Annotated in this window: 17 protein-coding genes and 1 pseudogene; 6 read left to right on the forward strand and 12 right to left on the reverse strand. The window is 71.9% G+C overall.

Annotated features, from left to right (window positions below):
• Positions 1-171: 171 nt before the first annotated feature.
• Positions 172-900: pseudogene (locus ACSP50_RS35355) on the forward strand (DNA-formamidopyrimidine glycosylase family protein); the annotation flags it as partial.
• A gap of 166 nt (positions 901-1,066) precedes the next feature.
• Here ACSP50_RS35355 and ACSP50_RS35360 read toward each other — a convergent pair.
• The 6 genes from ACSP50_RS35360 to rimO all read right to left on the reverse strand — a co-directional run bounded on the left by ACSP50_RS35360 (position 1,067) and on the right by rimO (position 6,400).
• Positions 1,067-1,864, reverse strand: coding sequence for a hypothetical protein (locus ACSP50_RS35360; RefSeq protein WP_014694127.1), 798 nt, complete (start codon positions 1,862-1,864; stop codon positions 1,067-1,069).
• Positions 1,865-1,892: 28 nt separating this feature from the next.
• On the reverse strand, positions 1,893-2,756 hold the full coding sequence (locus ACSP50_RS35365; RefSeq protein WP_014694128.1) for a PspA/IM30 family protein: 864 nt from the start codon (positions 2,754-2,756) through the stop codon (positions 1,893-1,895).
• 487 nt (positions 2,757-3,243) lie between these two features.
• Positions 3,244-3,642, reverse strand: coding sequence for a helix-turn-helix domain-containing protein (locus tag ACSP50_RS35370; protein ID WP_014694129.1), 399 nt, complete (start codon positions 3,640-3,642; stop codon positions 3,244-3,246).
• Positions 3,643-3,803: 161 nt separating this feature from the next.
• Entirely contained in the window at positions 3,804-4,295 is a 492-nt protein-coding gene (locus tag ACSP50_RS35375) for a CinA family protein (RefSeq protein WP_014694130.1), read from the reverse strand.
• Positions 4,296-4,352: 57 nt separating this feature from the next.
• Positions 4,353-4,943, reverse strand: coding sequence for a CDP-diacylglycerol--glycerol-3-phosphate 3-phosphatidyltransferase (pgsA, locus tag ACSP50_RS35380; protein ID WP_014694131.1), 591 nt, complete (start codon positions 4,941-4,943; stop codon positions 4,353-4,355).
• Positions 4,940-6,400, reverse strand: coding sequence for a 30S ribosomal protein S12 methylthiotransferase RimO (gene rimO / locus ACSP50_RS35385; RefSeq protein WP_014694132.1), 1,461 nt, complete (start codon positions 6,398-6,400; stop codon positions 4,940-4,942). Before rimO ends, pgsA begins: the two co-directional genes overlap by 4 nt.
• 88 nt (positions 6,401-6,488) lie before the next feature.
• Here rimO and ACSP50_RS35390 point away from each other — a divergent pair, with 88 nt between their 5' ends.
• Together ACSP50_RS35390 and ACSP50_RS35395 are read left to right on the forward strand one after the other, a co-directional pair.
• On the forward strand, positions 6,489-7,148 hold the full coding sequence (locus ACSP50_RS35390) for a metalloregulator ArsR/SmtB family transcription factor (protein ID WP_014694133.1): 660 nt from the start codon (positions 6,489-6,491) through the stop codon (positions 7,146-7,148).
• A 32-nt stretch (positions 7,149-7,180) separates the two neighbouring features.
• Positions 7,181-7,654, forward strand: coding sequence for a DUF3291 domain-containing protein (locus ACSP50_RS35395; protein ID WP_014694134.1), 474 nt, complete (start codon positions 7,181-7,183; stop codon positions 7,652-7,654).
• Between the two features lie 121 nt (positions 7,655-7,775).
• Here ACSP50_RS35395 and ACSP50_RS35400 read toward each other — a convergent pair whose 3' ends face one another.
• Entirely contained in the window at positions 7,776-10,265 is a 2,490-nt protein-coding gene (locus ACSP50_RS35400) for a DNA translocase FtsK (RefSeq protein WP_043512821.1), read from the reverse strand.
• A gap of 85 nt (positions 10,266-10,350) precedes the next feature.
• Between ACSP50_RS35400 and ACSP50_RS35405 the strand changes: the two genes are divergently transcribed.
• Positions 10,351-10,767 (forward strand): YbjN domain-containing protein, encoded by a 417-nt coding sequence (locus tag ACSP50_RS35405; RefSeq protein ID WP_052311805.1) that lies wholly within the window; start codon positions 10,351-10,353, stop codon positions 10,765-10,767.
• 70 nt (positions 10,768-10,837) lie between these two features.
• On the opposite strand, the gene ACSP50_RS35410 is transcribed toward ACSP50_RS35405, so the two are convergent.
• The 5 genes from ACSP50_RS35410 to ACSP50_RS35430 all read right to left on the reverse strand — a co-directional run bounded on the left by ACSP50_RS35410 (position 10,838) and on the right by ACSP50_RS35430 (position 16,947).
• Positions 10,838-12,418: a S1 family peptidase gene (locus tag ACSP50_RS35410; protein WP_014694137.1), complete on the reverse strand. Its 1,581-nt coding sequence runs from the start codon at positions 12,416-12,418 to the stop codon at positions 10,838-10,840.
• A gap of 94 nt (positions 12,419-12,512) precedes the next feature.
• Positions 12,513-14,201 carry a ribonuclease J gene (locus ACSP50_RS35415; protein ID WP_014694138.1) on the reverse strand — a complete coding sequence of 563 codons (1,689 nt, stop codon included), beginning with the start codon at positions 14,199-14,201 and terminating at the stop codon, positions 12,513-12,515.
• 13 nt (positions 14,202-14,214) lie between these two features.
• Positions 14,215-15,108: a 4-hydroxy-tetrahydrodipicolinate synthase gene (gene dapA / locus ACSP50_RS35420; RefSeq protein ID WP_014694139.1), complete on the reverse strand. Its 894-nt coding sequence runs from the start codon at positions 15,106-15,108 to the stop codon at positions 14,215-14,217.
• Positions 15,109-15,134: 26 nt separating this feature from the next.
• Positions 15,135-15,680 carry a DUF2752 domain-containing protein gene (locus tag ACSP50_RS35425; protein WP_014694140.1) on the reverse strand — a complete coding sequence of 182 codons (546 nt, stop codon included), beginning with the start codon at positions 15,678-15,680 and terminating at the stop codon, positions 15,135-15,137.
• A 49-nt stretch (positions 15,681-15,729) separates the two neighbouring features.
• Entirely contained in the window at positions 15,730-16,947 is a 1,218-nt protein-coding gene (locus tag ACSP50_RS35430; protein WP_014694141.1) for a winged helix-turn-helix domain-containing protein, read from the reverse strand.
• 41 nt (positions 16,948-16,988) lie between these two features.
• On the opposite strand from ACSP50_RS35430, the gene ACSP50_RS35435 reads away from it, so the two are divergent.
• Together ACSP50_RS35435 and ACSP50_RS35440 are read left to right on the forward strand one after the other, a co-directional pair.
• Positions 16,989-17,531, forward strand: coding sequence for a GNAT family N-acetyltransferase (locus tag ACSP50_RS35435; RefSeq protein ID WP_052311806.1), 543 nt, complete (start codon positions 16,989-16,991; stop codon positions 17,529-17,531).
• Between the two features lie 9 nt (positions 17,532-17,540).
• Positions 17,541-18,095, forward strand: coding sequence for a GNAT family N-acetyltransferase (locus tag ACSP50_RS35440; protein ID WP_014694143.1), 555 nt, complete (start codon positions 17,541-17,543; stop codon positions 18,093-18,095).
• Positions 18,096-18,208 lie beyond the last annotated feature (113 nt).

An 18,208-nucleotide genomic window follows, 5' to 3' on the forward strand; every position in this document is an offset into this window, starting at 1 on the left:
CACCGCTGAAACGGGCGCCGGAAACCGAACCGGTGACCGGACACCGCCGAACCGGCGCCGTAAACCAGACCGGTGACCGGACACCGCCGAACCGGCAACGGACACAAGATCGGCGGACGCCCCGACGAGGTGCCGAAGTGCGATCGGCCCGGAACGGCATAAATTGGAGGTATGCCGGAAGGAGACACCGTCTGGAACACCGCCCGGGTCGTGGAACGCGCCCTCACCGGTGAAGTGCTGACCGGCTGTGACTTCCGGGTGCCGCGCCTGGCCGCCACCGACCTCACCGGGTGGACGGTGGCCGAGTCGGCGAGCCGCGGCAAGCATCTGCTGCTCCGCCTGACCCGGGAGGGTCACGACCCGCACACCCTGCATTCGCATCTGCGGATGGAGGGCGCCTGGCGGACGTATGCGCCGGGGGAACGCTGGACCGGCCGCCCCGCGCACCTGATCCGGGTGGTGTTGCGAACTGCCCGCTCGGTCGCCGTCGGCTATCACCTGCACGATCTGAGCCTGATCCGGACCGCCGACGAGGACAGCCTGGTCGGCCATCTGGGGCCGGATCTGCTGGGTGCCGACTGGGACCCGGCGGAGGCGTCCCGTCGGATCGCCGCCCGCCCGGAGGTGCCGATCGCCGAGGCGCTGCTGGATCAGCGGAATCTGGCCGGGGTGGGCAATCTGTACAAGGCGGAGACGTTGTTCCTGCGCGGCCTCTGGCCGTGGACCCGGGTGGCGGATGTCGCCGACCTGACCGGCACGGTGGTGCTGGCGCAGCGGCTGGTCGCCTCGAACCGGGGGCGTTGGACGCAGACCACCACCGGCTCGCTGCGGCGCGGGGAGACGAGCTACGTGTACGGGCGCCGGGCCCAGCCGTGCCGCCGATGCGGAGCAGCCATCCAGAAGCTGGAAAGCGGACGGCCCGTCCAGAAGCTGGAAAGCGGACGGCCCGTCCAGAAGGTAGAGAGCGGACGGCCCCTCCAGCAGGCAGGAACTCAGCGAGCCGAAAGCTCCCCGATAAGGATCACCAGCGGCCGGATCGGCACGAAGGCGGAGCTGGAGGACCGCATCACATACTGGTGCCCCCGCTGCCAGCCGGAGCCGGCCCGGGCGAACTGAACCGGGCCGTCCGGTCCCGCAGTTCGGCGAGTCCCTCGGCGATGCCGCGCAGGCGTTCCGCCGCGTCGACCAGCCCGAAATACGCCGGGTGCCGGGTGTCCGCGACCGGATGCCCGTCCTCGGCCACATAGCTCGCCGCCGCCGCCACGAGCTCCTCGAAGGCGGTGACGCCCTCGACGAACTGCTCGGCCAGGGCGGCGTGCGACTGCTCCAGCGCGGCTCGCTGAGCCGGCTGCCCGAGCGGGATGGCGCGTTCGACGCTGGCCACCCGCTGGCCGAGGTCTCGCAGCCAGTGTTCGGCGGTGGCGGCTTCCAGCGCGGCGGTCTCGCCGGGGCCGGTGAGCCGGCCCGCCAGCCCGACCATGGTGGTCGAGGCCCGGTCGAGCCGGTCCCACGCGTCGGCGATCGCGGAGCCACGCATCGCATACCGGTTCTTCTGCCGGCGCACCTCGTGCAGGACGGTGCGGCCGACCTGGGTGCGTTCCAGGGCGGCGGTGAACCGGGGGCCGGGCAGGGCCGGCTCGGGGGCGGGCTGGGCGGACAGCTCGCGGTAGTCACGCCACCGCCAGCGGGCCAGCACCACCGAGGCACCGGCCCCGGCGGCCCACGCGGCGTCCGCGATGCCGATCCCCGCGTAGGGGACCAGCACCATGGCCGCCGCGGTCAGGCCGCCGCCGAGCACACTCCACCGTCGCGCCGACCCACGCAGTTTCTTGAGCCGGCGGAAGTATCTGCTCCGCTCGTCCACCTCATGCCCCTTCGAGCGCCGGTGTCGGTCAGCCGGCGGCCGTGGTGTCGCCGCGCTTCTGGTTCATGCTGGCGCGGATCTCGTCGAGCCGCGCCACCCCCGCCGCGTCGGCCGGCGTGGCGTTCTGCTGACCGCCGACCGCCGGCTGGGCGGCCGCGCCGCCCAGCTTGTCGCCGGCCATGCTGGCCCGGATCTGCTCCAGGCGGGACGAGCCGGCCAGGTCCAGGCTGGACTTCTGCACCTCGAGCATGCGGCCCTCGACCGAGTTGGACGCCAGCTCGGCGCGGCCCATCGCGCTCGCGTACCGCTGCTCGATCTTGTCGCGCACCTGGTCCAGCGACGGCGTGTTGCCCGGCGCGGCCAGCTGCGACATCGACTCCAGCGACTTGGCCACGGTTTCCTGCATCTTGGCCTGCTCCAGCTGGCTGAGCAGGCGGGACCGCTCGGCGATGCGCTGCTGCAGCACCATCGCGTTGTTCTCGACGGCCTTGCGGGCCTGACCGGCGGCGCCGAGGGCCTGGTCGTGCAGCGTCTTCAGATCTTCCATCGACTGCTCGCCGGAGACCAGCTGGGTGGCCAGGGTCTGCGCCGTCTGCTCGTACTTCTGCGCCTCGGCCTCGTCGCCGGCGGCCCGGGCCCGGTCGGCCAGCACGAGCGCCTGCCGCGCCATGCCCTGCAGTTTCTCGACCTCGGACATCTGGCGGGACAGCTTCATCTCGAGCTGCCGCTGGTTGCCGATGACGGCCGCGGCCTGCTGGACAAGGGCCTGGTGCTGCCGCTGCGCATCCTCGATGGCCTGCTGGATCTGCACCTTCGGGTCGGCGTACTCGTCAATTTTCGCGCCGAAGAGCGCCATCATGTAATGCCAGCCCTTGACGAACGGGTTCGCCATCTCGCGGTATCCCCTCAATGTCGCTCGGTCGGTCGCGTCGCGGCCCGGAAGCCGACGCGAAACCATCGTGTCAGCCCGATGCCAGTGACGTCACGCGACCTACGGGGGATCTCAGGGTCTCCCCTGGCTTCGAGCCTGAGAACGAGGCTACGCCCCTCGGGTCTCCCGAGCGAGATTCGGAAGCCCCCTAGAACCGCCCGCCGCCACCGGCGGCGGCGCCGAAATCATCCTTCGGGCGCGATGTGGTCCCTCCGGTCCCGCTCACACCGACGCGCCGGTACGTCGTGAACCCCACCCGTGGCCGGGCAACCCACCCACCGTGGGTGAGCAGCACCACAGTCGCGGGCACGGATGCCCGGATTCGGCGGAGAGCGAACAGTCCGGATCGCGGGAGCCGGCGACGGGGGAACGACAGAATCCCGCGGCCACGGCCACCGGCCGGCGCAAGCGGGATCCCCATGTCACGGAGACGACGCCGGAAGCGTCGCTAAGCCGCGTAGACCACGTCCCGCTTCTTGTTGCGGGTGGCGTGCAGCGTCGCCTTCAGGGGCGACTCCTGGCGCACCGAGACCGACACGCTGCCGTCGGTCGCCACCTGACGGGCCGGCTCGCCCGGCTTGTCGTCGACCGGCACCAGCACGCCCTCCATGTTCTCCGCGAGCGACAGCGTGCTGCTGACCTCGCTGAGCAACTCGGACAGGCGGGCGCCGAGCGCGTCGCAGATGGCCGCGAGCAGCTCGCTGGAGGCCTCTTTCTGACCACGCTCGATCTCGGACAGATAACCCAGGCTGACGTTCGCGGCGGTCGACACCTCGCGCAGCGTGCGGTGCTGTCCCTGCCGGCGCGCACGAAGTGCGTCGCCGATAACCCGGCGTAGCAGGACCATGGCACCTCCTCCTGCGGGCGGGGCCGCCGGCAACACGCCGGAGGCTTCCCGCAACCGTACCTGCCGCGAGCGACGGCGACATCCCGCCCCGCCGAATTCCTCGGGGCCCGCCCCGCGCGGCACAACCGGACAACCGGCGCATCAGCGGAGATATTCCCTGCTCAGACTGAAGCCGGCGCGGCACGCAGCACGTCGGTGAGCAATTGCAGGACGGCCGTCACACTTTCGGTGCGGACCGCCGCCCGGTTCCCGGTCAGGTTCAGCTCACGCACCCGGGTGCCGGGCGGCCCGGCGACGGCCACATAGACCAGTCCGACCGGCTTGCCGTCCTGCGGCTCGGGGCCGGCGACGCCGGTCGTCGCGAGGCCCCAGTCGGCGCCGCAGCGGTCCCGGGCGCCCTCGGCGAGCCGGCCGGCCACATCCGGGTCGACCGGGCCGCGTTCGGCCAACAGGGCCGCCGGCACCCCGGCGAGCGTGCCCTTCAGCTCGGTGGCATAGACCACCAGACCACCCCGGTAGACCGCGCTCACCCCGGGTATCTCGACGATCGTCGCGGCGACCAGGCCACCGGTCAGCGACTCCGCGGTCGCCAGGGTCTGCCGCCGCTCGACCAGCATGTGCACGGCCGCCGCGGCGGCCACCGGCATCTCCATGGAACCCCCTCAGACGCAACTGATCCCGATATGGGCAGATCGGCCGCGTTTAAACCATCAGACGCCGGCGGTACGTCGCAGGCGCAGCGCCTGCACCACGTAGTCGAACCCGGTGGCCACGGTGACCAGCAGCGCCGCGTACATCACCCAGGGGCCCACCACGTCGAACGGCGCCGGGACCGGCCACAGGTACCAGACGATCGCCAGCGTCTGCAGCCCGGTCTTGAGTTTGCCGCCCCGCGACGCGGGAATCACCCCGTACCGGATGACCCAGAACCGCAGCGCCGTCACCCCCCACTCCCGGGCCAGGATCAGCACCGTGATCCACCAGGGCAGCACGTCGTACGCGGAGAGCAGGACCAGCGCGGTGCCGGTCAGCGCCTTGTCCGCGATCGGGTCGGCGATCTTGCCGAACGAGGTGACCAGGTGCCACCGGCGGGCGATCCACCCGTCCACGAAGTCGGTCGCCGAGGCCACGCAGAAGGCCAGGCACGCGCCGACCCGCCAGTCGTGGTCGGTCATCCGGGAGGCGACCACCAGGGCCAGGAAGACCGGAACGAGGATGAGCCGGACCACGGTCAGCGCGTTCGCCGCGTTGTAGAGCGACACCACGCGGGGTGCGGCCACCGGAACCGGCTCGTCGGTCACCGGTCGGCCTGCGCGGCGGAGATCATCTCGGTGGGCACGGCGATCAGGTCGACCCCCTCGGTGCCGGTGACCCGGGCACGCACCAGGTCGCCGGGGCGCAGCGCGGCCAGGTCGACCCCCTGGTCGCCGGCGACCAGCGTGGTGGAGCCGTCCACCTCGGGGGCCTGGTGCTCGGCCCGGCCCTCGATCTCGCCGTCGTCGATCGTGTCGACGAGCACCTCGACGATGCTGCCGAGCCGGTCCTCGGCGCGCTGGGCGCAGAGCTCCTCGGCGAGCGCCACCACCCGGTCGTACCGCCGCTTGACGGTCTCCGGGCGGACCTTGCCGGGCAGGCCGGCGGCCTCGGTGCCGTCCTCGTCGCTGTAGTCGAAGATGCCGATCGCGTCGAGGCGCGCCTCGGTCAGGAAGCGGACCAGCTCGTCCACGTCCTGCCGGGTCTCGCCGGGGAAGCCGACGATGAAGTTGCTCCGGGCACCGGCCTCCGGGGCCAGCCGGCGCGCCGAGTCGAGCAGCTCCAGGAAGCGCTCGGTGGAGCCGAACCGGCGCATCCGGCGCAGCACCGGCTCGCTGGAGTGCTGGAAGGACAGGTCGTAGTAGGCCGCGACGCCGGGCGTGCCGGCGATCGCCTCGACCAGGCCGGGGCGGGTCTCGGCGGGCTGCAGATAGCTCGCCCGGACCCGGACGATGCCGTCGACCGCGGCCAGCTGCGGGAGCAGTTTCTCCAGCAGGCGCGGGTCGCCCAGATCCTTGCCGTACGACGTGGAGTTCTCGCTCACCAGGACGAGCTCGCGAACGCCGGTCCGGGCCAGCCACTCGGCCTCGGCGAGCAGCTCCTGCGGGTCGCGGGAGACGAACGCGCCACGGAACGCCGGGATCGCGCAGAACGCGCAGCGCCGGTCGCAGCCGCTGGCCAGTTTGAGCGAGGCGACCGGGCTGTTGTCGAGCCGGCGGCGCAGCACCTTGCGCAGGTGGGCCGGGGTGTGCTCGTCGACGGTCGCGTGGCCGGGGACGACCACCTTGGCCGCGTGCCGCTGCACCGGGGTGATCGGCAGCAGCTCGCGGCGGTCCCGCGGGGTGTGCGCGTCGAATTTCTCGCCGGCCAGCACCCCGTTCAGCCGGGTGGCGATGTCGGTGTAGTCGTCGAAGCCGAGCACCGCGTCGGCCTCGGGCAGGTTCTCCGCGAGCTCCCGGCCGTACCGCTCGGCCATGCAGCCGGCGGCGACCACCTTGGCGCCGGTGTCGGCCGCGGCGAGCAGGGTGTCGATCGAGTCCTGTTTCGCCTTCTCCACGAAGCCGCAGGTGTTGACGAGCACCACGTCGGCTTTCGCCGCGTCGGTGCCGACCTCCCAGCCCTCGGCGTCGAGGCGGGCGGCGAGCTCTTCCGAGTCGACCTCGTTACGGGCACAGCCCAGGGTGAGGAGGGCGACACGGCGAGAAGGAGGAGGAGTTACAGACACCCGCCAAGGTTACCGGGCCGCCGGGGGATGGCCGTCCCCCGGACAGCCAAGCTCTAGCACCAAGTCACATTGACAATACGATGGTCGGGTGACGACTTCGGAGGACCTCGGCGATCTCGACGCGGTGACCAGCCTCGCCGACGGCGTGCGGCGGCAGGCGTACCGGACGGTGGCCGCGTCCCGCGCCCCGGTCGGACGCGACGAGGTGGCCGAGGCGCTCGGGGTCGGGCGCACGCTGGCCGCGTTCCACCTGGACAAGCTGGTGGCCGCCGGGCTGCTGGAGACGTCGTACGCGCGCCGGTCGGGCCGTACCGGGCCGGGCGCCGGACGGCCGGCGAAGCTGTACCGGGTGGCCACCGCCGAGCACGTGGTCAGCGTGCCGCCGCGTGCCTACCGCACGGCGGCCGAGCTGCTGGCCGAGGCACTGGAGGAGACCGGCGCCGAGGAGACGCTGAACCGGGTGGCCCGCCGTCACGGCGAGCGGGCCGCGGCGGCCGAGGGGGACGTGTTCGAGGTGCTGGCCGGGCACGGCTACGGCCCGGTGGCGGACGGCCCGGAGCGGATCGAGCTGCGGAACTGCCCGTTCCACCGGCTGGCCGAGCAGTTCCCCCCGGTGATCTGCGGGATGAACCTGGCCATGGTCGACGGCCTGCTGACCGGCGCCGGCCTGGACGCCGGGTGGCAGGCCCGGATGGACGCCGCCCCCGGCCGCTGCTGTGTCGCTCTGTGTAAAAAGCAAACTGATTGACTTTAGAACGGCGGGCTGGTGAGCTGGGACTCATGAGCGCCTTCCACCTGGCCCAGATCAACACCGCGCGGCTGCGCGCCCCGCTGGCCGACCCGTCGATGGCCGAGTTCGTCGCCGGCCTGACCCTGATGAACGAGCTGGCCGACCGCTCCCCCGGCTTCGTCTGGCGCCTGATCGGCGACGACGGCGACGGCACCATCGCCACCGACGCCGACCCCGGCCGGATCTACACCATGTCGGTCTGGGAGACCCCCGCGCATCTGCGGGCATACGCCTACCAGAGCGACCACCTGGACTATCTGCGCCGCCGCCGCGAGTGGTTCCACCCCCACGGCCCGGACGCCGCCCTGGTCCTCTGGTGGCTCCCGGCCGGCGATCTCCCCACCCTGCAGCAGGGCCTCGACCGCCTCGACCGCCTCCGCGCCGACGGCTCCACCCCGGAGGCCTTCACCTTCCGTGCCCCGTTCCCGGCCCCAGTTCTTTCAGAGACCACCCACGGACGGTAGGTTGCGGCGATTTGTCCTGGACGCGCCAGCGGCCAAAATCGCCGCAACCGGGAGCGGCGGGAGCGGCGATCAGTTATCGGCCGCAGCGTGCGACATGGATCTGCCGAAGTTGACTCTGCCGTCAGTCCACCTTGAGGGCGGCAAGCGATTCTTCCAGCTCGTCCGGTTTGATGAGTACATCCCGGGCCTTGGAGCCCTCCGACGGGCCCACGATTCCCCGGGTCTCCATCAGGTCCATCAGTCGGCCGGCCTTGGCGAACCCCACCCGCAGCTTGCGCTGCAGCATCGACGTCGACCCGAACTGGCTGGTCACCACCAGCTCGATCGCCTGGATCAACAGCTGGAGGTCGTCGCCGATCTCCTCGTCGATCTCCCGCTTCTTCGTCGGCGGCGCGTCGGTGACACCCTCCTGGAACTCCGGCTCGCGCTGGTCCTTGCAGAACTTGACGACCGCCGCGATCTCCTTCTCGTCCACCCAGGCGCCCTGGATGCGAGTCGGTTTGGAGGCGCCCATCGGCAGGAACAGGCCGTCGCCGCGACCCAGCAGTTTCTCCGCGCCAGGCTGGTCCAGGATGACCCGGGAGTCGGCCAGCGACGAGGTGGCGAAGGCCAGCCGGGACGGCACATTCGCCTTGATCAGGCCGGTGACCACGTCGACCGACGGCCGCTGGGTGGCCAGCACCAGGTGGATGCCGGCGGCCCGGGCCAGCTGGGTGATCCGGACGACCGAGTCCTCGACGTCGCGCGGGGCGACCATCATCAGGTCGGCCAGCTCGTCGACGATCACCAGGAGGTACGGGTACGGCTTGATCACCCGCTCGCTGCCGGGCGGCGCGGTGATCTCGCCGTTGCGGACCTTGCGGTTGAAGTCGTCGATGTGCCGGACCCCGTTGGCGGCCAGGTCGTCGTAGCGCATGTCCATCTCGCGGACCACCCACTCCAGGGCGTCCGCGGCCTTCTTCGGGTTGGTGACGATCGGCGTGACGAGGTGCGGGATCCCCTCGTACGCCGTCATCTCCACCCGTTTCGGGTCGACCAGCAGCAGCCGCACCTGATCCGGGGTGGCCCGGGTGAGCAGCGACACCAGCAGCGAGTTGAGGCAGCTGGACTTGCCGGCACCGGTCGCGCCGGCGATCAGGATGTGCGGCATCTTGGCCAGGTTCGCGGTGACGAAGCCGCCCTCGATGTCCTTGCCGAGGGCGACCACCATCGGGTGGTGGTCGCGCTGGGCCAGCGGGGAGCGCAGCACGTCGCCGAGCGACACGTTCTCCGGGTCGGTGTTCGGGATCTCCACACCGACCGCGCTCTTGCCCGGGATCGGCGAGAGGATCCGCACGTCGGGCGATTTCACCGCGTACGCGATGTTGCGCGACAGCTGGGTGATCCGCTCCACCTTGGTGCCCGGGCCGATCTCCACCTCGTAGCGGGTGACGGTCGGCCCACGGGTGAAGCCGGTGACCACCGCGTCCACGTTGAACTGTTCGAAGACGCCGGTGAGCGCCGCCATGATCTCGTCGTTGGCGCGGCTGCGGGCCTTCGCCGGGGCGCCCTCGGCGAGCAGGCTGACCGGCGGCCGCTGGTAGTCGCCGCTGTCCACCGCGGAGATCTCCAGCTGCTCGACCTTGACCGGGGCCGGCGAGTGGTCGGGCGGTGGCGGCTTGCGGCGGGTGGCCGGCACCTTGGGCAGGACGACCGTGTCGTGCAGGATGAGGTCCTCGTCGGGCTCCTCGGGCTCCAGCATCTCGTCGAGCGGGACCACCGGGGACGGCTTGCGCCGGCGCGCCCTCGCCGGCCGCGCCTCCTCGTCCTCCGCCACCGGGTCGTCCTCGACGTCGTCCTCGAGGACCGGCCGGTTGCGCCCGGTCACCAGCTCGCCGAGCAGCACGAACCGCTCCGGGATCCGGTTGATCGGGGTCGCCGTGATCACCAGCAGGCCGAAGACGAACAGCAGGATCAGCAGCGGCACCGCCACCCAGACGCTGACCGCCCGCTCCAGCACCGAGCCGACCCCGTAGCCGAGCAGGCCGCCGTTGCCGGTCAGCGCGACGTCGTCGCCCTTGGGCCCGGAGATGTAGAGCAGGCTCGCGATGGCGATGATGATCGCCGACCAGCCGACCGGGTTGCGACCGCGGTGCTCCGGGTCGGCCGGCTGACGCATCAGCCGGATCGCGCCGTAGAAGAACAGCAGTGGCAGCAGGACCCCGAGGCCGCCGAAGAACAGGTGCACCGCGTCGGCCAGCCGCTGGCCGACGGGGCCGGCGCCCCGGCCCCAGACCGCGACCGCGGTCAGGATCGAGAAGCCGAGCAGCAGCAGACCGGCGCCGTCGCGGCGGTGCTCCGGGCCGATGTTGCGGGCGTTGCGGCCGGCGCCCCGGGCGACCCAGCCGACACTCGTCGCCAGGCCCATCCAGACCGCGCTGATCCCCCGGCCGACCGCCGGGCCGACCATCGGCGGGGGCGCCGCCCGTTTCGCCGTGGCCGCCGTCCGCTTGCGCGGGGCCGCGGCCTTCTTGGCCGGCTGACGAGCCGGTTGCCGGGCACGCGAGGTAGCGGCACCGCGCGGCGTTGACGCGGCGCGGCCCCGGCTCGCCGGAGGAGTACGGCCCGCCATGGGTGACACGGTAGCCCGACCCGCCACATCCATCGAGAAGGCACACCGTGACCCTTCCTCGCTTTTCGGCGATTAAGATCACCAAGTGCAATCACTCGACAACGAGATGATCAAGGCCGCTCTGGACGCGCGCGGGTTCGCGTACTTCGTGGACGCGGACGGCGACATCGCCGGCAACTTCCAGGGAAACCTGATCTATTTCTTCCGGCTCGGCGCGAACAAGGAGATGCTGCAGATCCGCGCGATGATGCAGCATGTCTTCACCGTCGAGGACGTGCCCAGGCTCTACGAGTTCTGCAACACGTGGAACCGCGACCAGCTCTGGCCCAAGGCATACGTGCAGGTCACCGACGACGGCGCGGCCGTCGTGGTGGGCGAGGTGTCGACCGACTGGGAACGCGGCGTCACCCCGGAACAACTCGACCAGGTGCTGCTCTGCGGCATCGCCACCGGGTGCCGGCTCGGCGACGCCCTGGGCGAATGGCGCAACGGACAGAGCTGACCGACAGGGAGGCCGGGGCCGGTCACGGCCCCGGCCTCCCCCGGTTCTGATGGCGGCGGTACGCGGGCGCCTACTGCACGTTGAAGCCCAGCGTGTAGTCGCCGGTGCCGGAGGTGGCCACCACGACGTACCGGAAGGTGCCCGAGCGCTCACTGACGCTCAGCGTGCCGTCCGCGGCCGCCTTGGCCACCGTCTTGAACCGGCCGTTCTGCAGCCGCTGCAGCACCAGGTCGAAGGTCGACCCGGCCGGCGCGCTCAGGCAGGCGACGTGCCGGCCGGCCCGGGCCCGGAAGGCGCCGCCGTCCGGCTGGGCCTGCGCGGTACCGGCCTTGCTGAGCGAGCCCTGGCGCTGCACGGCCAGGCCGGCGCAGGCGTTCGCGGTGCCGTCACCGTTGCCGCCCGGGGCCTCGGACGGGGCCTCGCTGGGCGCGGCGGTCGCGCTGTCGCTCGGCGCGGCGGTCGCCCCGCCCCCGTCGCCGCCGCCGGTGGTCAGCAGCTTCAGGTTGTTGGCCGCCAGGATCTCGTTGACCGGCTGGAAGAACGTCTCGCCGCCGGCCGTGCAGTCACCGGACCCACCCGAGGTGACCCCCTGGGCCTGGTCGCCGGAGAGCCACGGACCGCCCGAGTCGCCACCCTCGGCGCAGACATCGGTGCGGGTCAGGCCGGTCACCGAACCCTCCGGATAGCGCACCGTCTGGTTCTTCGCCAGGATCGTGCCGCAGTGCGTGCCGGTGGTCGACCCGGACCGGCAGATCGCCGCGCCGATCGGGGCCTCGGTGCTGCCGCCCACCGGAAGCTCGTTGCCCTTGAAGTCGTTGACCACCGGACGCGGCGTCCACTGGCCGTTGACCTCGACGAAGCCCATGTCGGCGTTGCCCGGGAAGACGGAAGCCTTCACCACGCCCTGCGCCTGGTTGTTGAAGCCGCTGGTTTTGGTGCCCGGGGTGCCGCAGTGTCCGGCGGTCACGAAGCCGCCCTCCACCGAGAACCCGATCGAGCAGCGGGCGGTGCCGCCGTCCAGCGAGATGAAGTACGGGTCGGCGCCGCGCACGTCGAACAGCGGCTTCGGCAGCCGGTTGCTGACCTGCACGGTGACCGCGTCGGTAGCCACCCCGGCCCGCTTCGCCAGCGCCTGCGCGGCCGCCTTCTGACCCGGCCGTGCCACGACGACCAGCTTGTTGGTGGGTGCGTCGACATACCACCCGGTCAGACCGGCGGCCGACTTCACCTGCGCGTCCAGCCGGCCCTTGGCCGCGTCCAGCTGTGCCTCGCTGCGCTTGACCAGCACCGGCACGGCGCCCGCGGCCTTCACCTTCCGGGCCGCGGCCGCGTCGGTCACCGCCACCTTCAGCGTGGTGCCGTCGGACGCGAGCCACGCCCCGCCGTAGCTGTCGCCGGTGGTCGCGGCCAGGGTCGCGGTCACCCCGCCGGCCCACTTCGACCGCTTCAGCCGGGTGGCCGCCTGGTTCGCGTCGAGCCCCAGGTCACGCTTCATCGCGGCGAGCAGTTCCGGGGAAACACCCCCGCTCGCCTTCGTCGCGCCACTGCCGCCGGTCGGCGTCGTGCCGGCCAGCGACGGCAGGGTGAAGGCGACCGCCGCCGCGGTCGCCGCCACCACCGCCGCAGCTACGGCGATCGATCTGCGCTGCATCTGGAGAACTCCCTCCGCCACGGGTGCCGTGGGGGCGGCACCGTGCCAGGGAGTACGCAGCTCGTGCGAAAACGGATGAAGCCTTAAGACACCTTTAAACCTCGACGACCGTCGGGACGATCATCGGACGGCGCCGATACGCGTCGTTCACCCAGCGGCCGACCGTGCGCCGCACCACCTGCTGCAGCTGGTGGGTGTCGGTGATGCCGTCCTCCGCCGACCGGTGCAGGGCCGCGGTGAGCAGCGGAATCACCGGATTGAACGCGTCCGGGTCCTCGGAGAAGCCCTTCGCCGAGATGCTCGGTTCGCCGACCACCTTGCCGGTCACCGAGTCGATCACCACGGTGGCCGCGATGAATCCGCCGTCGCCCAGGATCCGCCGCTCGGTCAGCAGCGACTCGCTCACGTCACCGACCGCCAGGCCGTCCACGTAGACGTAGCGGCTGCGGACCCGACCGACCACCCGGGCGTGGCCCTCGACCAGGTCGACCACGTCGCCGTCCTCGCAGAGCACCACCCGGTCGGCGGCCACTCCGGACTCGATGCCCAGCTGGGCGTGGGCGCGCAGATGCCGCCACTCGCCGTGCACCGGCATCAGGTTGCTGGGGCGGGTCACGTTCAGCAGGTAGAGCAGCTCGCCGGCCGGGGCGTGCCCGGAGACGTGCACCTTCGCCGTCTCCTTGTGCACCACGGTCGCGCCGGCCCGGGACAACTGGTTGATCACCCGGTAGACCGAGGTCTCGTTGCCGGGCACCAGCGAACTGGCCAGCACCACGGTGTCGCCCGAGGTGATCGTGATGTGCCGGTGGTCGCCGGTGGACATCCGGCCCAGGGCGCTCATCGGCTCGCCCTGCGACCCGGTCGACATGAAGACGATCTCGTCGGGCGGCAGGTGGGTGGCCTCGTCCAGACCGACCAGCAGGCCGTCCGGGATGCGCAGCAGGCCCAGGTCCCGGGCGATGCCCATGTTGCGGACCATCGAGCGGCCGATCAGCGCGACCTTGCGGTCGTACTCCCAGGCCGCGTCCATCACCTGCTGGACGCGGTGCACGTGGGAGGCGAAGCTGGCCACGATGATCCGGCCCTTGGCCTTGCCGAAGATCCGGCTCAGCACCGGGCCGATGTCCCGCTCCGGCGCCACGAAACCGGGCACCTCGGCGTTCGTCGAGTCGGAGAGCAGCAGGTCGATGCCCTCGCCGCCGAGCCGGGCGAACCCGGCCAGGTCGGTGATCCGGCCGTCCAGCGGCACCTGGTCCATCTTGAAATCGCCGGTGTGCAGCAGCAGGCCGGCGGGGGTGCGCACGGCCACCGCCAGCGCGTCCGGGATGGAGTGGTTGACCGCGAAGAACTCGCACTCGAACGGGCCGAGCCGCTCGATGCCGCCCTCCCGCACGGTCAACGTGTACGGGTCCAGCCGGCGCTCGGCCAGTTTCGCCTCGACCAGGGCCAGCGTGAACTCCGAGCCGACCAGCGGGATGTCCGGCTTGTGGGCCAGCAGGTAGGGGACCGCACCGATGTGGTCCTCGTGACCGTGGGTCAGCACGATCGCCTGAATGTCCTCGAGCCGGTCCAGGATCGGGCCGAAGTCGGGCAGGATCAGATCGACACCCGGCTGCTCGACGTCGGGGAAGAGCACCCCGCAGTCGATCACCAGCAGTTTGCCGTCGAACTCCAGCACCGTCATGTTGCGGCCGATGGCGCCGAGACCGCCGAGCGGAATGACGCGCAGGGCGCCCTCCGGCAGCGGCGGCGGCGGACCCAGCTCCACGTGAGCGTGACTCATTCGCCTCTTCCTGTCAGAGCACGATGCCGGCCGCGGCGGCGTCCTGGCGCAGTTGGATCAATTCCTCGTCACTCGCGTCCACCAGCGGCGAGCGGACCGGGCCCGCGGGCAGGCCGGACGCGTTCAGCCCGGCCTTCACCAGGATCGTCCCCGGGGACCGGAAAATGCCGGTGAACAGGGGGAGAGCCGCGCGGTGCCGGGCCAGCGCGGTGGCGGTGTCACCCTTCTCGTACGCCTCGATCATCTCTTTCGCCAGCACGCCGGTGAAGTGCGAGGAGGTGCCGACCAGGCCCACCCCGCCGATCGAGAGCAGCGGCAGGGTGGCCGCGTCGTCGCCCGAATAGAAGGCCAGATCGGTCCGGCTCAGCACCCAGGAGCTGGCGATCAGGTCACCCTTGGCGTCCTTGACCGCGACGATCCGCTCGTGCTCGGCCATCCGCACCAGGGTCTCGGTGGCGATCGCCGTGCCGGCCCGGTGCGGGATGTCGTAGGCCATGATCGGCAGCCCGGCCGCGTCCGCCACCGCGGTGAAATGCCGCAGCACCCCGGCCTGCGGGGGCTTGTTGTAGTACGGAGTGACCACGAGCAGGCCGTGCGCGCCGGCTTTCTCCGCGGCGTGCGCCAGCTCGATCGTGTGGGCGGTGTTGTTGGTACCCACCCCGGCCACGACCCGGGCCCGGTCACCGACCGCCTCGACCACGGCACGCAGCAGCGCGTCCTTCTCCGCGTCGGTCGTGGTCGGGGACTCACCGGTGGTGCCGCTGACCACGAGCGCGTCGTTGCGCTGCTCGTCGACGAGGTGAACGGCCAGGCGGGCCGCACCCTCCAGATCCAGCGAGCCGTCCGGGGTGAACGGGGTCACCATGGCGGTCAGCAGCCGTCCGAACGGCCGCGGGTCGTGCGTCATACCTGACAACCTATCGGACGGCCCGGTCACACGTAGAAAGCGGTGAACGGCGCCCAGGGAAGGTTGCGCAGCACGCTCCAGACCACCCAGACCGCCATGAACGTGATCATCACGGCCGGACTGACCGTGAGTTGCCGAATCCGCCAGCGGAACAGCCGCTGCCCGGCCCAGGCCACATACATGTACAGCAGGAAGGGCACCGCGAACACGAAGATCGCGTGGTGCCGGGCCGCGGCCGGCAGGTTCCCGTGCAGCAGATACCACGCGGCGCGGGTCCCGCCGCAACCCGGGCAGACGAAGCCGGTCGTGTATTTCAGCAGACACGTGGGCTCCGCGCCGGCCTCGGCATGCACCGGGTCGGTGAGCAGCGTGTAGCCGACCGCGCCGCCCATGCAGGCCAGCACCACGAGCGGGGCCAGCCACATCGGGGAGCGGGCGGCCAGCCGGTCGAAGAAGCGGGTGATCCGGTCGGGCGGCGGGCCGGCGTCATGGCGATATGCCGGCCAGCCGGGCGGGACCGGCGGACCCTGCAGCGGCTGGGCCTCCAGCCACGGCGGGAGGACGGTGCTCATGAGCGCCACGCTACACCGCGCACCGCGCCGGATTCACCGCCGCGGCTGGTCACAGCTCCTTCAGCGCCGCGGTCAGCGGGTCGGCGAAGTCGCCCGCGACCGGGGCCGCGACCGCGTCCAGGCCCAGCCACAGGGCCAGGCGGCGCAGCTCGGCGGCCAGCGCCCCGGCGGTCGCGTCCCGGTCGGCGGACGGCTCCAGCCAGGCGGCCGGCACCTCCAGGACGCCGGCCTGCCGGTTCGCCTTCAGATCGACACGGGCCGCGAACCGGTCGCCGGACAGGAACGGCAGCACGTAGTAGCCGTAGCGACGCTGCGGTTTCGGGACATAGATCTCGATCCGGTACGTCATGTCGAACAGCCGCTCGGTCCGGTCCCGCTGCCAGATCAGCGGGTCGAACGGGCTGACCAGGGTGGCCACGTCGACCCGGCGCGGGAGTTTCGCGTCCCGGTGCAGATAGGCCACCGGTTTCCAGCCGCGGACCGTGACCGGGCGCAGCACCCCCGCCTCGACCAGCTCGGCGAGCGCGGTGCGAGCCGCCGCGGTGGGCAGCCGGAAGTAGTCGCGCAGCTCGGGCTCGGCGGCGACGCCCAGCGCCCGGGCGGAGAGCTCGACCAGGGCGCGGAACGCCTCGGCCGGCTCCGGGGTGGGCGCGGCCAGCACGGCCCCCGGCAGCACCCGCTCGGGCAGGTCGTAGCGCCGGGCGAACGACGTGGTGCGCTCGGCCGCGGTGACCTGGCCGCTCCAGAACAGCCACTCCAGCGCCTGCTTGACCACCGACCAGTTCCATCCCCAGTGGTCCTTGCGGCGCGGCGCGTCGTGCTCGATCTCGTTCGCCGTGATCGGGCCGCGGCGGCGGACCTCGTCGAGCACCCAGGCGACCAGGTCGGGCTGCTCGGCGACGATCCGGCGCATGGTGCCCCACGCACTCTCCCCGGCGCGCGCCATCCGCCAGCGGAACAGCGGCTGCAGGTCGGCCCGGATCAGCGAGGCCTCGTGCCCCCAGAACTCGAACAGCTCCCGGGGCCGCTGATAGGCCGCGCGCTCCAGCAGATCGGCCGGATAGGGCCCGAGACGGCTGTAGAGCGGCATGAAGTGGGCGCGCTGCAACACGTTCACCGAGTCCATCTGGATCAGGTGCAGGCGGCGCAGCACCCGGCGCAGGTGGCGCAGATCGGTGGCGCCACCCGGCTTGGGGTCGGTGAACCCCTGCGCGGCCAGCGTGATGCGGCGGGCCTGGGCGACGGAGATCGTCTCGAGACTGGTCATCGAGAAGCACCCTAGGCCAGGGGTGTGACAAAGTTCGTCGGGTGACGCCATCGACGAACCCCGCGACTCCGGCCGGCAGCACCGTGACGTCGGTCCGGCCGCAGACCGATGCCGACATCGAGGCGGCGGCCGCGGTGCACGTGCGGAGCACCCGGGCCAGTTATGCCGGGCTCCTGCCCGCCGAGCATCTGGCCGCGCTGGACCCGGCGGTCTTCGCCCAGCGCCGGCGGGCGATGGCGGCGAAGCCGGAGGTGCACACCCTGGTCGCCGAGCGGGACGGTCGGATCGTGGGGTTCTCCAGTTTCGGGCCGGACCGGGAGGATCCGGCGCTCGCCGAGCTGTATGCCATCTATGCCGACCCGGACTCCTGGGGCACCGACGCCGGGTGGCGACTGTTCGACGAGAGCCGCCGGGTCCTGGCCGAGGCCGGCTACCCGGAGGTGCGGCTCTGGGTACTGGCCGCCAACGAGCGGGCCCGGCGCTTCTACGAGCGAGCCGGGATGACCACCGACGGGGTGCCCGCGACACACCGGGCCGCGGCCGGGATCGAACTGCCGAAGCTGCGCTACCGCGGTCCTCTGTAGGCTGCCGCCATGGCTCTCGGCTTCGTCCGTCCCGCGCGTCCCGAGGACGCCGGTGAGATCGCGCGCATCCAGCTCGTCACGTGGCGCAGCGCCTACCGCCGGATGTTCCCGGCGCACGTGCTCGCCCAGCTCGACGAGGCGGTGCTGGCCGGCGTCTGGACCGAGGCGATCACCACGCCGCCGACCGGCCGGCACCGGGTGCTGATCGCGGTCGAGCAGGGCGAGCACGATCACGTGGTGGGGTTCGCGGCGGCCGGGCCGGCCGACGAGCAGGCCCTCGCCCCGGAGGAGCCGCCGCTGCCGGACACCGTCGCCGCGGTCACCGACCTGCTGGTCGAGCCCCGCTGGGGCCGGCGTGGCCACGGCAGCCGCCTGCTCGCGGCGGCCGTCGACCTGTGGCGCGAGGACGCCTTCAGCTCGGCCGTCGCCTGGGTCTACGACTCCGACACGGCCATGCGCAAGTTCCTGGACTCCGCCGGCTGGGCCCCCGACGGCGCCGGCCGAGCCCTGGACGTCGACGACATGCTGGTCCCCCAGCTCCGCCTCCACGTCGCGCTGACCTAGCAAGCCGACCGAGCGCCGGCCGCTGCGCCGGCCACCGATGGCGGTAGCCGCTCCGGGAAACGGGCATGACCACCGCTCGCGGAAACGCCGAACGGCGGCCCGCTGAACCAGTC

Origin of the sequence: Actinoplanes sp. SE50/110, assembly GCF_900119315.1 — a bacterium.
Taxonomy (GTDB): Bacteria; Actinomycetota; Actinomycetes; order Mycobacteriales; family Micromonosporaceae; genus Actinoplanes.

What these genes read in the sequence shown, in the direction of transcription:
- ACSP50_RS35415 (WP_014694138.1), bottom strand. Translation starts at nt 14,201, where the DNA reads ATGAGTCACGCTCACGTGGAGCTGGGTCCGCCGCCGCCGCTGCCGGAG.
- ACSP50_RS35410 (WP_014694137.1), bottom strand. Translation starts at nt 12,418, where the DNA reads ATGCAGCGCAGATCGATCGCCGTAGCTGCGGCGGTGGTGGCGGCGACC.
- ACSP50_RS35395 (WP_014694134.1), top strand. Translation starts at nt 7,181, where the DNA reads ATGAGCGCCTTCCACCTGGCCCAGATCAACACCGCGCGGCTGCGCGCC.
- ACSP50_RS35400 (WP_043512821.1), bottom strand. Translation starts at nt 10,265, where the DNA reads ATGGCGGGCCGTACTCCTCCGGCGAGCCGGGGCCGCGCCGCGTCAACG.
- ACSP50_RS35425 (WP_014694140.1), bottom strand. Translation starts at nt 15,680, where the DNA reads ATGAGCACCGTCCTCCCGCCGTGGCTGGAGGCCCAGCCGCTGCAGGGT.
- ACSP50_RS35375 (WP_014694130.1), bottom strand. Translation starts at nt 4,295, where the DNA reads ATGGAGATGCCGGTGGCCGCCGCGGCGGCCGTGCACATGCTGGTCGAG.
- ACSP50_RS35365 (WP_014694128.1), bottom strand. Translation starts at nt 2,756, where the DNA reads ATGGCGAACCCGTTCGTCAAGGGCTGGCATTACATGATGGCGCTCTTC.
- ACSP50_RS35370 (WP_014694129.1), bottom strand. Translation starts at nt 3,642, where the DNA reads ATGGTCCTGCTACGCCGGGTTATCGGCGACGCACTTCGTGCGCGCCGG.
- ACSP50_RS35430 (WP_014694141.1), bottom strand. Translation starts at nt 16,947, where the DNA reads ATGACCAGTCTCGAGACGATCTCCGTCGCCCAGGCCCGCCGCATCACG.
- ACSP50_RS35440 (WP_014694143.1), top strand. Translation starts at nt 17,541, where the DNA reads ATGGCTCTCGGCTTCGTCCGTCCCGCGCGTCCCGAGGACGCCGGTGAG.
- dapA (WP_014694139.1), bottom strand. Translation starts at nt 15,108, where the DNA reads ATGACGCACGACCCGCGGCCGTTCGGACGGCTGCTGACCGCCATGGTG.